Consider the following 14,213-nt stretch of genomic DNA (forward strand, 5'->3'; position numbering starts at 1 on the left):
TTCAACTCACCCCCAGGCAGTTCTTCAGTCGAATCAGTCCATCTCGAATGCGGGACTTGATGGTCGGTATGGCAGCGTTGAGCTTTTCGGCCACTTCCCGGTACGTGAGCCCGCCGTAGTAAGCCAGCCGCACGGATTCCTGCTGGGTTTCCGTCAGCGTGCCCAGGCACCGCACCACGGCTTCAGCTTCGAGCCGGTTGTCCACCTCGGCGGCTACCGAATCGTGATCGACCTCCTGGCTGCCGGCGCCGTACCTGGCCTCGCGGTCACTGGATGACTGCGACGAGCGCACTTTGTCCACTGCACGGCGGTGCGAGATGGTCATGAGCCAAGCCAACGGGCTTCCGCTCGCCGCGTCGAATTTGGCAGCGCTCTGCCAGACCTGCAGGAATACCTCCTGTGTAGTGTCTTCGCTAAGCTCCGGGTCGATGAGGACCCGGCGCGCCATCCCGTAAACCCGCCTGGACGTGAGCTGATAGAACTCAGCGAAGGCCGGCTGATCACCGCCCGCGACGCGCTCCAGCAGTCCCGCGAGCTGGCGGTTAAGGTCGACGGCAGTGCCCGGCGGCGCGGGGGTGTCGAAGTTCGGCGCGTTGGGAGTTTCCATTACTGTCAAGCATAGGTCGCCCGACGGCAATCCCTCAGCACCCTGCCGGAAGCCGGCAGCACCATGGCGGGCAAAACGGGATGGCGTCCTGCCCGGATGTAGTGTCTTCACCTGCCGCTCCTTGTCCGCGGGAATGTCCTCGAAAGTGATTCGGTGCAGGCGGCGCGGCGGATGGGTGCGGCTCGGCAGATGCTACAGCCGGGCTCCGGCAAATCCCTGCTGGCGCCACGCCTCGTACACGGCGATGGAAGCGGCATTGGCAAGGTTCAGTGACCGCAGCGAGGGCAGCATCGGCAGCCGGACCCGCGACGTGACATGGGGATCGTGCTTTACATGTTCTGGCAGGCCCACGGACTCTGGCCCGAACAGCAGGACGTCACCGGGCTCGTAGGCAATGTCCACATACGACACCTCCCCATCCGAGGTGAACGCAAAGACCCGTTCCGGCTGCAGCGCCAGCCAGGCGGAGTCGAGGTCGGGATGGACGGTCACTACCGCGAGGTCATGATAGTCCAGTCCCGCGCGGCGCAGCTTGGCATCAGAGAAATCGAAGCCCAAGGGCTCAACGAGGTGCAGCTCGGCGCCGGTGATGGCTGCGAGGCGGATTGCGTTGCCGGTATTGCCGGGGATCTCAGGCGTGTGGAAAAGGATGCGGAACACCGTTCCATCCTAGTGCCGGGTGTCCTCAGCTCAGTGCATCCCCCTGAGCAGCCGGGCCAGCACGGTGACGTTGACTGTATTCGGGGCGGGTCCTGAAGAGAGGAACTGTTTGAGGCCCTTGGCCAGCCCCGCCGCATTGACCACCTGCACCACATCCGGGGAGCCCTGGGAGCGGCGGTGGCGGTCTATCACGGGTTCGTGAAGGTTGCCGTCCGGGCTGTGCACAACGGTCCATCCGGTCACATTCAGCTCGGGAAAAATGTCCTGCATGGCCCAGACAACGCGGCCCAGCTGCGGCGGGGCGATAGACCGGTTGCCGTGCCTCAGGGTTGTGCCGTCCCAGGCATAGGCCCCCTTCGGCAGCAGCATGGAGCCGATCAGCGCCAGGCGGTAACCCGACAACAGGGCGTGGTCGATGTGGCTGTTGTCCGCGGGGGACTGCAGTCCGTTGATGAGGCGGGCTGCCGGAATGGCGGGCAGTACCTGACGGGTGATGAGCTGGACGGTGCGCATCTCCCGCTGAATCCTGGCTTCTGCACCAAAAATTCCACGCTTCCGGGGCACGCCGTGGATCTGGCGGTTGGCGATCTCGAAGGGGATCAGGGGAACTGTGCCCGGAACATCGAAGGGCGGCACGTAGACAGGGGCATCGCCGGAAGTGTCCCGCGGAGTGCCTGGGCGATGGATCGTCGCGGAGGCGTGGCTTCCGGCCGGAGGTGCATCAAAATGCGCTTCGTCCCCACCTTCCCTCTGCCGGCGACGGGGACCCGCTGCGTAGGAACGGTCGTAGGCGGCCCTGCGGCCCGGATCTATCAGTGTCTCATAGGCAAGAGTCACCAGCCGGAACGCGGCGGCATCGCCGCCGTGATCGGGGTGTGAGACCCGTGCTGCCCTGCGGTAGGCCACCTTGATCTCTTTGTCCGTGGCGGTCACGGGGACGCGGAGCACTTCGTAATGGGAGCTGTTGCCCTCGGTCAAGCACGGTCCTTCGGTTGATTCTGCCAGTGGCACACGCGGCCCGGTCTGCCTAGCATATCGGCCGGAACACGGGCTAGCCTGACAACGTCCGTGACTGTGTCCACGGTTCCCGGAAGCTTTGGTCGCTGGGGTGGGGAGCAGGGGAAACCGGGGCCTACCGTTGAGGTGCGCGTCCTCGAGCGGGCGGCGCTACCCGAAGGCAAAGCTGCTGTGCTGGCCAGGGTCTTAGGCCGGACCGGTTGGTCCGTCTTCGTTACACTGGCGTGCCCTTCCGCACGCTCACTTGGAGCAGCCAGGGCCGATGTTGCCCGCTGGCTTACGATGGTGCCGCCGGGAGAGTCGCGTTCCACAGGCCTCGCTGCGCCAGGATCAGGCAGCCACAGGCTGGGTCGAACGCCTTCGGAGGCCGGTGAGCAGCACGCCGGAGATCACGAGGATTCCGCCGAGCACCTGCGGCACGGTCACCGGCATCCCGAGGAGCAGGCTTATGGCCGCCGTGAAGACCACCATCAGGTTGAGATAGTTTCCCGCAGTGGCGGGGCTTGTGCTCCTGAGGGCCAGGTTCCACAGCAGGTATGCGCCGAGTGACGGGAAGATGACGATGTATGCCAGCGACCAGCCTGCTCCGGCATTATCGGGGAGCGCGGCGCCCGCGGCCAGGGCAGCGGGCGCAAGGGTCAGGCTTGCCATGGAAACCTGGACCGCGGTGGCCGCAATTGGAGGCAGCCCCTGCCGTCTGGCGATGATCGTGTAGAAGGCCCAGACGACAATCGCGCCGAGCATCAGCAGTTCGCCGAGGTTGAAGGAAAGCCCTGCAATCTGTTGCAGATCGCCGGCGGTCAGCACCAGCAGCACACCGAACAGGCCCAGCGCGATGCCAAACCAGGCCGCCGGTCCCGGCCTGTCTCCAGGCAGGAACAGGGCCATCACTACGATCAGGGCCGGATTGGCCGCCGTGATCAGGGAGGCATTCAGGGCTGAGGTGTGCCCGAGTGCGGTGTAGAGCAACAGGGTGTAGGTGCTCATGCCTAGGGCGCTAAGGAGCAGCAGGGAGGGCCAGCGCCGCAGTACCGCGCGCCAGTCCGGCTTCTCCGCCAGCTGTGCCAGGAGAAGCAGCGGTAGCGCGGCAAAGGTCCAGCGCCAAAATGTGAGCTCAAGCGGTGTAATGGACTCGACAGCCGCCTGCCCTACGACAAAGTTTCCCGACCAGAACAGCGTGGCAAAGACGAGGCAGAGGGGCGCTTTCACCGCTCGAATGTACCGTAGCCCGCAGCTGAAGCAGGATCCGTGATGCTGGGCCGCCCGCCCGTATCTGGATCAGAGGGCCCCAACCAGGAAGCAGGCGGGCGCCACAAAGCCGGGCTGCAGCAATATTTGCCGCAGCTAGAATGAGAGCGTGCCTGCATACCTGGACCACGCCGCCACCACACCCATTGCCGCCGAGGCTTTGGCCGCGCTGACCCGCGAACTGGTGCGGACAGGCAACCCGTCATCCCTGCACGGCGCTGGCCGTCGCGCAAGGCGTGCCGTTGAGGACGCGCGGGAAATCATTGCCGCGGCCGCCGGGGCCCATCCGTCGGAAGTGATCTTTACCTCAGGGGGAACCGAAGCCGACAACCTCGCCGTCAAGGGCCTGTACTGGTCCCGGGTCAGCGAGAACCCGAGCCGGCGGCGGATACTGTGCTCCGCCGTCGAACATCATGCCGTCCTGGACACCGTGGAGTGGCTGGAACGCCACGAAGGCGCCGACGTCTCGTGGCTGCCGGTGGATTCCGAGGGTGTCCTGGATGTTGAGGCCTTCGAGGCCGAAATCCTCCGCGACCCCGGATCGGTCGCCCTCGTGACCGTCATGTGGGCCAACAACGAAGTCGGAACAATACAGCCGGTCCAGCGCATCGTGGACATTGCACACCGCGCCGGGGTGCCCGTTCACTCGGACGCCGTGCAGGCTTTCGGGTCCATTCCCGTGGATTTCAGGGCGACCGGGCTGGACGCCATGTCCATCTCCGGCCACAAGATCGGCGGCCCGGTGGGTGTAGGGGCGCTCATCCTGGGACGAGCCGTCAAGCTCACGCCGGTCCAGCATGGCGGCGGCCAGGAGCGGGACGTGCGGTCAGGAACCCTGGATACCGCGTCGATCGCGGCTTTTGCCGTCGCCGCCGACAGTGCGGCGAAGAACCTTCCCTCAGAGGCTGCCAGGATCGAGGCCCTGCGGGACCGGCTGATCGACGGCGTCCGAAACGCCGTTCCCTCGGCGGTTCTCCGCGGGGCGCCCGGAGCCGGCAGGCTGCCGGGCAACGCACACTTCACCTTTCCGGGTTGCGAAGGCGACTCGCTGCTTTTCCTCCTTGATCTTGCCGGCGTGGAGTCCTCCACCGGCTCCGCCTGCACGGCCGGCGTTCCGCGCCCCTCCCATGTCCTGCTGGCAATGGGCCTGGATGAAGAGACCGCGCGCGGGGCCCAGCGGTTTACGCTTGGCCATCCATCAACGGAGGCGGACGTGGACGCTCTCCTGGCGGCCCTGCCCGAGGCGTACACCCGTGCGCGCCAGGCCGGAATGGCGGGCCACGAATCCTCGATCCAGACGGCCGGTACCACGGGGCGCCGCGGTCCTGCCGCAGGCTGACGATTTAGGCCAGATTGCGGCCGGCGATACAATAGTGGGGCGAGCAGTGCAAGTTCACGTCCGACACGCTGCTCCTGCAATTCTTCGGGGCCGCCGGCCGGCAGGCCCGCCACCAGTCCACAGAAAGCACACATGCGAGTTCTAGCAGCCATGAGCGGCGGAGTTGATTCAGCCGTTGCAGCCGCCCGTGCCGTCGAGGCCGGGCACGACGTCGTCGGGGTCCACCTGGCGCTGTCACGGATGCCGGGCACCCTCCGCACGGGAAGCCGAGGCTGCTGCACCATCGAGGATTCCCGTGACGCCTGGCGCGCCTGCGATGTTCTCGGCATCCCTTACTACGTGTGGGACTTCTCAGAGCGGTTCAAGGAAGATGTGGTCCAGGACTTCATTGACGAATACGCCGCCGGCCGCACTCCGAACCCCTGCATGCGCTGCAACGAGCGCATCAAGTTCGCCGCCCTGCTGGAAAAGGCCATCGCCCTCGGATTCGACGCCGTCTGCACCGGGCATTACGCAAAGGTGATCGAGGACGCTGACGGCAACCGCCAGCTCCACCGAGCCGCGGATTGGGCAAAGGATCAGAGCTACGTCCTCGGCGTGCTGACCCACGAACAGCTCAAGCACTCGATGTTCCCGTTGGCGGATACTCCCTCAAAGGCCGAGGTCCGGGCCGAAGCCGAGCGGCGCGGGCTTTCCGTGGCGAACAAGCCGGATAGCCACGACATCTGCTTCATCCCGGATGGTGACACCGCCGGCTGGCTCGCCGAAAAGATCGAGATGACCACGGGTGACATCGTGGACGAAACCGGATCCAAGGTTGGGGAGCACCCTGGGGCAAACGCCTTTACCGTGGGGCAGCGCCGCGGACTGAAGCTCGGCCGGCCGGCAGCCGACGGAAAGCCCCGGTTCGTGCTCGAGATCCGACCCAAGGAGAACAAGGTTGTGGTGGGTCCGGAAGCGCTGCTCGCCATTGATGAGATCCGCGGCATCAAGGTTTCCTGGGCAGGGGTGCCCATTGCCGAGGTCGCCACGGGCGAGGACTTCGACTGCCATGCCCAGGTGCGCGCGCATGGCGACCCCGTCCCTGCCACGGCAAGGGTGGAGCGCGTTGCCGATGACAGCGGCACCGAGCGCGAGCTGCTTGTGGTGACGCTGACGGACCCGCTGCGTGGTGTTGCTCCCGGCCAGACAGTTGTGCTGTACCAGGGTTCGCGGGTACTCGGCCAGGCGACCATCGACGCCGCGCGTTCGTTGCAGCGCGCTGAGCTCTAGGTCACTCCCGTACTCTCGGTCGCTTCCCGTTCGACGGCTGCCCGCGTGGCCCGTTGACCTGCTGCCGCGCTGACCGCGCTATGCAGAGACCACTTTGATGTTGAATGCCTTGTTGGTGCTCTGGCTCATGAAGATCCGCAGCCACAGCGGTAGCCACATCTCCATTCCCCGTGCCGCATCCAGCCCGCCCAGGTCCCTGATGTGCTCCGGCCGCCAGCCGAACTCAGCCAGCAGCCCCCGCACCACGTCCTTGGCCTCGGTTTCATCACCGGCCAGGAAGACGTCGTGGTCGCCGCCGGCGAGGTGGCCCGGGGCCACCATCACATCTGCGCGCATGGTGTTCAGTGCTTTCACCACCCTTGCAGTGGGGAATGCCCGCTGGATCGTTTCCGCCAGGCTGTCTGTATTAGCTATGGAGAGCGGCGGCGGGAAGCCAGCCGAGTGGTCCAACGGATTGGCCACGTCGATCAGCACCTTGCCATGCAGGTTCCTGGTGCCCGCTGCGGCAAGTACCTTGAGGGACACGGCGCCCGGCGTCGCGTTGATGACCACTTCGCCCTCGGCCGCTGCATCCGCAAACGTGGCTGCTTTGGCCAGCGGTCCAGCCTCGGCTGCCCACTGTGTAGCTGTCTCATTGGTGGCGCTCCGCGACCCCATGCTGACGCTGTGCCCTATTGCCACCAGTTTTCCCGAAAGGGTCCTGCCCGCCACGCCGGTACCAAGAACCGCGATCCTCATGTCGAACCTCCGTCATCGATGGGCTGCAGGACATTTCAATTGTCCGTCTAAATCGCCCCCATTATGCGCCCCTCGTTATTCGCCCCTTCTTATTCGCTCCTCGTTATTCGCTCCTCGTTATTCGCTCCGGGACGTTCGCGACACCGGCCCCCTACGCGGTACAGGGCCCCTTAACAGCCGGGGAGTTTCCGGCAGTGCCCATAGACTGGACTCATGACCGAGCTAAACCATGATCTGCCTGACACCGACGCCTACGATCCCGCGGCGAGTTCGCTTGCAGGACACGTGGATCCTGCAGTGATGGCGGAACTGTTGTCGATCCGGTCGAGCATCGACAATATCGATGCGACCCTTGTTTATCTCCTCGCGGAACGGTTCAAAGCGACGCAGAAAGTTGGTTTCCTGAAGGCAGCGCACCGCCTTCCCGCAGGGGACCCCGGGCGCGAAACGGCTCAGATCGCGCGGCTGCGGCGCCTCGCTGAAGACGCCCAGCTCGACCCCGCCTTCGCGGAGAAGTTCCTGAACTTCATCATCGGCGAAGTGATCCGCCACCATGAGGCCATCGCCGAGGACCACAATGCGGCCGGTCGGGGCCCGTCGGGTGAGGGCAGTGGCACGGCGGGGCAAGGCAGTGGTTCCGCAGACCGGGGCAGCGGGCCAACCTCTCCTGCTCCGGGCACGTCCGCGGCACTCAACGCTTAAGCCGTGGTTGCCGCACACATGCCCCAGCAGGGGGAGGTAACGGCCACCGCGCTGGGACCGTGGCCAGGGCAGGATCCGCTTGAAGCGGCCCGCATCATCCGGGGTGAACTTGGCAGACCCCACCTGCCATTCCTGGCGGAACTGCCCGCCCGGGGAGTGGGGTCGGACGCCATCGGGCGGACGGCCTCCTTGCTCGTCGAGATGGCCGTCGATGTCCAGCCTCACGGCTGGCGCATCGTGGACCGCCCGGGCCGCGACCTCCTCCGGGCCAGGTCCGCGCTCTCCACGGACATCAATGTGCTGGCCGACGTTGCTGGCGCAGAAGAAAACCGCGCTCCCCAATTCAAGATCCAGCTGCGCGGCCCCCTGAGCCTGGCCGCGGGCCTCCACTTGCACAACGGCGAGCGGGCCCTCATCGACTACGGAGCCCGGCGCGACATCGCCGCCTCCCTCGCTGCCGGCGTCGGTGAGTACCTCGCCCGCGTGGCGGGTGCTGTACCAGGCTCCGACCTCGTGGTGCAGCTCGATGAACCGGATATATCCTCTGTGCTGGCCGGCACCATCCCCACGTCCAGCGGATACCGGACACTGCGCTCAGTCCCGGGCCAGGAAGTGACGGACCACTGGCACGTGGTCATCGACGCCCTGCGGGCAGCCGGCGCGGCCGAGATTATCATTTCCGTGCCTGAGATCGAAGCGCCCTTTGATCGGATTATCGCCGCCGGGGCCGACGGCATTGCCGTTCCCCTGAAGGCCCTCACCTCGCGCCAGTGGGAGCAACTGGCTGAGGCCGTAGAAAGCGGCAAGCGGCTTTGGGCGGGCGCTTTGGCGGTGGAACAGCCGGCTGATCTGATGGGGGAGCGGGCCAAAGCCCGTGCGGTTGCCGAGGCTGTATGGCGTCCCTGGCGGCAGCTCGGATTGCCGGCAGCAGCACTCCAGGAGCTTCGGCTTACCCCCGCTGGAGGTCTGGAAGGGCTTACGCCCTCGGACGCTACAGCTGTTTTGGCACGGCTGACCCACTCCGCCGACGCCCTCAACCAGCTGGCACTGGGCTGAGGCCCCGGCCTCTCCTCGGGACGTTGCATTCCCCCCGGGGAGCGGACCGGTGCTGCCTCAGCTGCGCCGCTCCCAGCTGCGGGGCGCCGCATACGGCGGAAGAAATCCCGGCGTCGAACGGCCGTCCGGGTACGGTTCCAGGTGATAGTCGAAGCTCCCCGCGTACACCAGCACCAGGCCGATCTGCGGCTGGATCACTTTTACCTGGATCCGGTGGCGGCCCCGGTCCCCATCCGCTGCGTCCCACCACTGTTCAGCGTAGGCCTTGGCGTCGAGCGCCCCCGGCAGGGGCAGCCGCAGCGGCCCCAGGAAGAGCCGTGACGCTTCGGAGACTCCACGCAGCCTGCCTTCCGGTGTTGCACTGAGGTGCAGATCCGTAACGAGGCGGCGGTATATGCCCACATAGTCCACGAGCCGTGCCTTGCTGTTGGCCCCGGCGGGCGAGGCCCTTGCCGATGGGTTCGCGGCGGCTTCCTCCGCCCCGGCATCCTCCGGGGCAGCCGTTGCGGGGGCAGCCTCCGCAACGCTGGTGGTGTCCTGGAAGATCCGCGTAGAACCCGGGAAGAAAATCTCCCGCCGGGCGGTGAGGCTGGAGCGCCCGAACGGGTCCAGATGCGCATGGTTTTCAATGCGGAAGGGCACGCCTTCGCCGTACTCGGGGAAAAAAGCCTGCTCTCCGGCCGTCAGCCGGAGCAGCGGGCGCAGCCAGTATTGCCGGCAGCCCACTACATCGAAGGTACCTTCCCCAACGCCGTAGTGGCCGGAACCCGGCACGAGCGAGAAGTAGTCCTGCAATTCCGGCTGCAGCCGGCTGAACTCTTCACCCATTGCCAGTTTGTAAATCGGCACGGTCATCGAAATCCTCCTCATGGACTGGCTTTCAAGGTGATCCTAACGGGATGCCTGCAGGACGCCGGGCTGCTCGCAGAGCGCAAAGAATAGTTTGTGAGGAGCCCGGCGCCGCCATGCCGGGAATGCGTCAATAAGACAAAGCAACAGCAATAAGGGAATATATAACTATGAAGGCACGCATTCTGGTAGTTGACGATGACGAGGCGCTCGCGGAGATGATCGGCATTGTCCTGCGCAACGACGGTTTTGAACCAGTCTTTTGTGCAGACGGCGGGCAAGCCTTGGACGTCTTTCGTTCATCGAAGCCGGACCTCGTCCTGCTGGACCTGATGCTGCCAGGGACCGACGGCATCGAGGTATGCCGGCAGATCCGCTCGGAGTCCGATGTGCCCATCGTCATGCTGACCGCAAAGTCAGACACGTCCGACGTTGTCCGTGGCCTTGAATCCGGCGCCGATGACTATGTGCCCAAACCCTTCAAACCCGCCGAACTGGTCGCCCGCGTACGGGCCAGGCTCCGCCCGGGCGACCAGAAGGCGCCAGAGACGCTGCGCATTGCAGACATCACCATCGATGTCGCCGGCCATGCCGTGAACCGTGGCAACGAGCGGATCTCCCTGACCCCGCTCGAGTTCGACCTGCTCGTCGCCCTGGCGCGTAAACCGTGGCAGGTGTTTACCCGCGAATTGCTGCTGGAGCAGGTCTGGGGTTACCGCCACGCAGCAGACACCCGGCTGGTCAACGTCCATGTCCAGCGTCTGAGGTCGAAGATTGAACGTGATCCGGAAGCCCCGGAAGTAGTATTGACGGTTCGTGGTGTCGGTTATAAAGCAGGTTCCTGAGCATCAGGGCCAGAACCCTCCTGAGGTCCCCCAAGGGCCTGTGACCGCTGCCCCGGAAACGGGGGAGACCCCGGACGCGCAGCGCGAGCTGGACGCCCGGCAGGACGTGGACGCCCGGGATGGCTCGAACACGCAGCGTGGGTCAGTCCTGGGGCCGGGTACCGGCATGGAGCAGGCCTCAGGTAAGGAACAGGCTTCAGGCGGACAGCACAGTTCCGGCCACCAGCGTACGACCGGCAGCCAGTCCGGATCCGGTGTGCGACCCGTGCCTGGACACACCGACGCCATGGCTTCTGTTTTATCGGCAGTGGCGCACCAAGCGCGGATCTGGCGCCGCCGCGGCCTGATCGTTTCGCTGCGCGTCCTGCGGCTTGTGCGTACTGGCCTCAACAAGGTCTTTCCCGGCATCCGGTACTTGCTGTACTCCCTCCAGCGCAGGTGGCGGCGTTCCCTGCAGTTCCGGACGGTCCTGACAACTCTGCTGCTGTCGATGAGTTCGTTTGCGATCGTCGGGGCGTACCTGTCCAACCAGATCGCCAACAACCTCTTCCACGAACGGCTGACCCAGGCCGAGTCCGAAACCAGGTTCCATGTTAAGCAGGTGCAGGACACCTTTGACGGCGCCCAGGTCACTGACCAGTCCAGTGTTATCACTCTGGTTTATGACACGCTGAATGCGGTCGAGGGCAGGGGGTCGGTGATCCAGCGCCGTTACGTCTTTGAGGCGATGCCGGAACAGACCAAGCCGCGGAACCGATGGGTTGAGTCACGGGCGTCTGACCAGCTGACCATCAGTGTCATCCCGAAGGAGCTCCGTTCCGCTGTCCAGGATTCCGGCAAGGAGCAGTTCTGGGCATCCATGGAATTCCCCGTGGGCACTGAGGATCGTCCCGGGATCGCCGTGGGAAACAAGGTGACGTTCAACGGCACGGTCTACGAGCTCTACCTGATCTACGACCTGAACACGGCGCAGCAAACCCTGGACGAGATCCAAAACGTCCTCTGGGCGGGCGGCGCTGCGCTGATCATCATGATCGGCGGCATTGCCTGGTACGTCACCCGCAACGTCGTGAGCCCAGTCAGTCATGCGGCCGTTGTATCAGAGAAGCTCGCCGCCGGGCAGCTGCAGGAGCGGATGGTTGTCAAGGGCGAGGACGAAGTAGCACGCCTGGGGGCGTCCTTTAACCACATGGCGGCAAGCCTTCAGGAGCAGATCACCCAGCTCGCCACGCTGTCGCAGATGCAGCAGCGCTTTGTCTCCGATGTCTCCCATGAGCTCCGCACGCCGCTGACCACGGTCCGCATGGCAGCGGAAGTGCTGTACGACGCCCGTGAAGATTTCGACCCCATCAATAAGAGGTCGGCAGAGCTGCTGTACAACCAGGTTGAGCGGTTCCAGTCCTTGTTGGCGGACCTTCTTGAGATCTCCCGGTTCGACGCCGGCGTCGCCATGCTGGACGCTGAGCCCACGGACATTGTGCAGCTGATAACGCATGTCATGGAGGGTGCGGCACCGGTAGCCGAAGAATACGGCTCGCCAGTCACGCTCAATGCCCGCGAGGGAAGCATCGTGGTGGAGGTGGACTCCCGCCGTATTGACCGGATCCTCAGAAATCTCGTGCTCAACGCTTTGGAGCACGGGGAAGGAAAACCGGTCAACATCTCGGTGGCGTCCAATGAAACGGCCGTCGCCGTCACCGTCCGGGACCACGGCATCGGCATGACCCCGGCTGAAGCCGCACGGGTCTTTGACCGCTTCTGGCGCGCTGATCCGGCCCGCGCAAGAACCACAGGAGGCAGTGGCCTCGGATTGTCGATCGCCACGGAGGACACCAAGCTGCACAACGGCTGGCTGCAGGCATGGGGCAACAGGGGCGAGGGCTCGAACTTCCGTCTCACCCTGCCGCTCAAGCAGGGCGGCACCATCACGAAGTCGCCGCTCCAGCTCGAACCCGGGGATGTTGGCTTACCGCGCGGCCGCGAACACAGGGTGGTTGTGTTGGGCGACAGTACGTTGCCTGCTGACGAAGCAGAGTCAGGTGACAGCGCAGGGCCTGGTGGCAGCGTCGTTCCGGGCGGCAATGCGGTTCCCGGTGCTGCACAGGAAACCGGGGCTGCGCAGCAAACAGCGGCGACGGGGGACAGGCCATGAGGCGCGCGAACCCGCGTGCCGTCGCGGTGGCGATCGTCGCCGTCGTGCTTTTGTTGGTCGCTTCCTGCGCACAGATCCCCCGGTCGGGACCGGTGGGGAAGAGCACTGACGAGAGCGCAGGGAACCCCAACGCGCCCGTGTTCTTCCCGGTGGCTCCACGTACCGGAGCCAGTCCGGAAGCGGTCATCGAGGACTTCTATCTGGCGGGAAGCGGTTACGAGGATGACTATGCCGTGGCGCGCCAATACCTCACCCAGGCTTCATCCGTCGCCTGGAAGCCTGATCAGCGGACCCTGGTCTTCCGTTCCGAACGCGTGGTGAAGACCGGCGTCGAGGGTGTCTTCACTTACGAACTCGACGTCGCCTATTCTGTGGATGCCGACGGCGTGGCCACCCAGATGCCGGAAGGAACCAAGGAGAGCATCCCCGTCACCCTGGTCCAGGTCGACGGGGAATGGCGGATCTCCAAGCTCCCTGACGGCACCGCCATTCCGGAAGAAACGTTCAAGGTCATATACGGGGCCTATCCGATCTACTTCTACGATCCAACGTTCACGTATGCCGTGCCCGATGTTCGCTGGTTCATCAAGAAGAAGACCGTGAAGTCAATGACGAGCGCCTTGTTGGCGGGGCCGGCCCCGTATCTCAAGGGGGCTGTGGTCAGTGCCTTCCCGTCCGGGATGAAGCTGGCGCGGGAGTCCGTGCCCGTCGTCTCGGGAGCAGCCCAGGTGGATCTGTCCGCGAAGGAACTCACCGAGGCGTCCACCGAGGACCGGCTTCGGATGCAGACCCAGCTGGTTCTCACGTTCCGGAGCCAGCCCGACGTTATTAACGTGGAGCTGAGAGCCAACCAGGATCTGGTGCGTGTTGAGGACAACGGATCTGTGCTGCCGCCGGTCCAGAACAGGAATGTTCCGGCTCGCCAGATCGCCGTGCACAAGAACGAGCTCGTGCGGTACGAGAACAACAGGGTTTCGCCGCTGCCGGACATGCAGTCCGTTGCGGGCCTGAAGCCCCGCGCGCCTGCCGAGTCACCGGTATCGCAGTCGGTGGCCTTTTTAGGGGCCGGCCGGGGCACGCTCTATTCCCTGGTTCCCGGACAGCCTCCGCGTGCACTGATAACCAGGAGCTCACTGACCCACCCGTCCTTCAGCCTGCATGACTGGGTGTGGACGGCGGGGCCCGGAGCGCAGGGAGTCACCGAGGTTTCCGCCTTTCGTCCCACCGGTATAGCGCCGGGCGCCACCGTCCCCGCGGTGACGCTGACGCCGTCGTGGCTGGCCGGGCGCACGGTTAAGGATTTCCGGATTTCCCGCGAGGGTGTCAGGGCCCTGGTCATTTCCGAACAGAACGGATCGACGAGGGTTCAGGTGGCCGGGATCATCCGAGGTGCTGACGGCACGCCGAAGGAGCTGACGGCTCCCATCTCCCTGCGGGCCAGCGGCAGCCCCGACCAGGGTGTCTGGGTCAACGACACGACTGTTGCAGTCATGAGGGGTGCCGCGTCCGCCAGTGTCGCTCCGGAGCTGATCTCGCTGGCCTCGACGCAACCCCAGAAGCTGGCCCCCTGGCCGGGCCTGGTAGCACTCAGCGCGGGCAACGGTCCTGAGGAAATCTATGCGCAGTCGGCGGACGGCATCTTTCAGAGGCTGGGCAATGGCTGGTCGCCGCAGCTCAAAGGACCCACGGATCCATCCTTCCCCGGCTGACCGGGTTCTATTCAGGGTC

The 14,213-nt window shown here is 65.1% G+C and carries 13 protein-coding genes; 7 read left to right on the forward strand and 6 right to left on the reverse strand.

Annotated elements, in window-relative coordinates; translation table 11 throughout:
* Position 1: 1 nt before the first annotated feature.
* The 4 genes from M1E01_RS06700 to M1E01_RS06715 form a co-directional block, all read right to left on the reverse strand.
* A complete protein-coding gene (locus M1E01_RS06700; protein ID WP_457974289.1) occupies positions 2-607 on the reverse strand; it encodes a sigma-70 family RNA polymerase sigma factor in 606 nt (201 codons plus the stop codon).
* Between the two features lie 192 nt (positions 608-799).
* Entirely contained in the window at positions 800-1,267 is a 468-nt protein-coding gene (locus tag M1E01_RS06705; RefSeq protein WP_457974290.1) for a tRNA (cytidine(34)-2'-O)-methyltransferase, read from the reverse strand.
* A 30-nt stretch (positions 1,268-1,297) separates the two neighbouring features.
* Positions 1,298-2,245, reverse strand: coding sequence for a J domain-containing protein (locus tag M1E01_RS06710; RefSeq protein ID WP_457974291.1), 948 nt, complete (start codon positions 2,243-2,245; stop codon positions 1,298-1,300).
* 369 nt (positions 2,246-2,614) lie between these two features.
* Positions 2,615-3,493: a DMT family transporter gene (locus M1E01_RS06715; RefSeq protein WP_457974292.1), complete on the reverse strand. Its 879-nt coding sequence runs from the start codon at positions 3,491-3,493 to the stop codon at positions 2,615-2,617.
* 148 nt (positions 3,494-3,641) lie between these two features.
* Between M1E01_RS06715 and M1E01_RS06720 the strand changes: the two genes are divergently transcribed.
* Positions 3,642-4,871 (forward strand): cysteine desulfurase family protein, encoded by a 1,230-nt coding sequence (locus tag M1E01_RS06720; protein ID WP_457974293.1) that lies wholly within the window; start codon positions 3,642-3,644, stop codon positions 4,869-4,871.
* A gap of 150 nt (positions 4,872-5,021) precedes the next feature.
* Positions 5,022-6,143: a tRNA 2-thiouridine(34) synthase MnmA gene (gene mnmA / locus M1E01_RS06725; protein WP_457974887.1), complete on the forward strand. Its 1,122-nt coding sequence runs from the start codon at positions 5,022-5,024 to the stop codon at positions 6,141-6,143.
* A 78-nt stretch (positions 6,144-6,221) separates the two neighbouring features.
* Here the strand turns inward: mnmA and M1E01_RS06730 are convergent, their stop codons facing one another.
* Positions 6,222-6,881, reverse strand: a complete 660-nt coding sequence (locus tag M1E01_RS06730; protein ID WP_457974294.1) for an NADPH-dependent F420 reductase — start codon at positions 6,879-6,881, stop codon at positions 6,222-6,224.
* Between the two features lie 213 nt (positions 6,882-7,094).
* Between M1E01_RS06730 and M1E01_RS06735 the strand changes: the two genes are divergently transcribed.
* Entirely contained in the window at positions 7,095-7,583 is a 489-nt protein-coding gene (locus tag M1E01_RS06735; protein ID WP_457974295.1) for a chorismate mutase, read from the forward strand.
* 18 nt (positions 7,584-7,601) lie between these two features.
* Complete coding sequence (locus M1E01_RS06740) at positions 7,602-8,639, forward strand: hypothetical protein (RefSeq protein ID WP_457974888.1); 1,038 nt, start codon at positions 7,602-7,604, stop codon at positions 8,637-8,639.
* 57 nt (positions 8,640-8,696) lie between these two features.
* On the opposite strand, the gene M1E01_RS06745 is transcribed toward M1E01_RS06740, so the two are convergent.
* Positions 8,697-9,494: a DUF4166 domain-containing protein gene (locus M1E01_RS06745; RefSeq protein ID WP_457974296.1), complete on the reverse strand. Its 798-nt coding sequence runs from the start codon at positions 9,492-9,494 to the stop codon at positions 8,697-8,699.
* Between the two features lie 164 nt (positions 9,495-9,658).
* On the opposite strand from M1E01_RS06745, the gene mtrA reads away from it, so the two are divergent.
* The 3 genes from mtrA (at position 9,659) to M1E01_RS06760 (ending at position 14,194) form a co-directional block, all read left to right on the forward strand.
* Complete coding sequence (gene mtrA, locus M1E01_RS06750) at positions 9,659-10,333, forward strand: MtrAB system response regulator MtrA (protein ID WP_400478792.1); 675 nt, start codon at positions 9,659-9,661, stop codon at positions 10,331-10,333.
* Between the two features lie 286 nt (positions 10,334-10,619).
* Positions 10,620-12,485: an MtrAB system histidine kinase MtrB gene (gene mtrB / locus M1E01_RS06755; protein WP_457974889.1), complete on the forward strand. Its 1,866-nt coding sequence runs from the start codon at positions 10,620-10,622 to the stop codon at positions 12,483-12,485.
* Entirely contained in the window at positions 12,482-14,194 is a 1,713-nt protein-coding gene (locus M1E01_RS06760) for an LpqB family beta-propeller domain-containing protein (protein ID WP_457974297.1), read from the forward strand. The genes mtrB and M1E01_RS06760 overlap by 4 nt, the downstream gene beginning before the upstream one ends.
* Positions 14,195-14,213: the final 19 nt, after the last annotated feature.

The sequence above is a fragment of the Arthrobacter sp. D1-17 genome (assembly GCF_054130535.1).

Excerpts from the sequence above, each read along its gene's own strand:
- M1E01_RS06700 (WP_457974289.1), bottom strand. The coding sequence starts at position 607 with ATGGAAACTCCCAACGCGCCGAACTTCGACACCCCCGCGCCGCCGGGC.
- mnmA (WP_457974887.1), top strand. The coding sequence starts at position 5,022 with ATGAGCGGCGGAGTTGATTCAGCCGTTGCAGCCGCCCGTGCCGTCGAG.
- M1E01_RS06730 (WP_457974294.1), bottom strand. The coding sequence starts at position 6,881 with ATGAGGATCGCGGTTCTTGGTACCGGCGTGGCGGGCAGGACCCTTTCG.
- M1E01_RS06735 (WP_457974295.1), top strand. The coding sequence starts at position 7,095 with ATGACCGAGCTAAACCATGATCTGCCTGACACCGACGCCTACGATCCC.
- M1E01_RS06740 (WP_457974888.1), top strand. The coding sequence starts at position 7,602 with ATGCCCCAGCAGGGGGAGGTAACGGCCACCGCGCTGGGACCGTGGCCA.
- M1E01_RS06745 (WP_457974296.1), bottom strand. The coding sequence starts at position 9,494 with ATGACCGTGCCGATTTACAAACTGGCAATGGGTGAAGAGTTCAGCCGG.
- mtrA (WP_400478792.1), top strand. The coding sequence starts at position 9,659 with ATGAAGGCACGCATTCTGGTAGTTGACGATGACGAGGCGCTCGCGGAG.
- mtrB (WP_457974889.1), top strand. The coding sequence starts at position 10,620 with ATGGCTTCTGTTTTATCGGCAGTGGCGCACCAAGCGCGGATCTGGCGC.
- M1E01_RS06760 (WP_457974297.1), top strand. The coding sequence starts at position 12,482 with ATGAGGCGCGCGAACCCGCGTGCCGTCGCGGTGGCGATCGTCGCCGTC.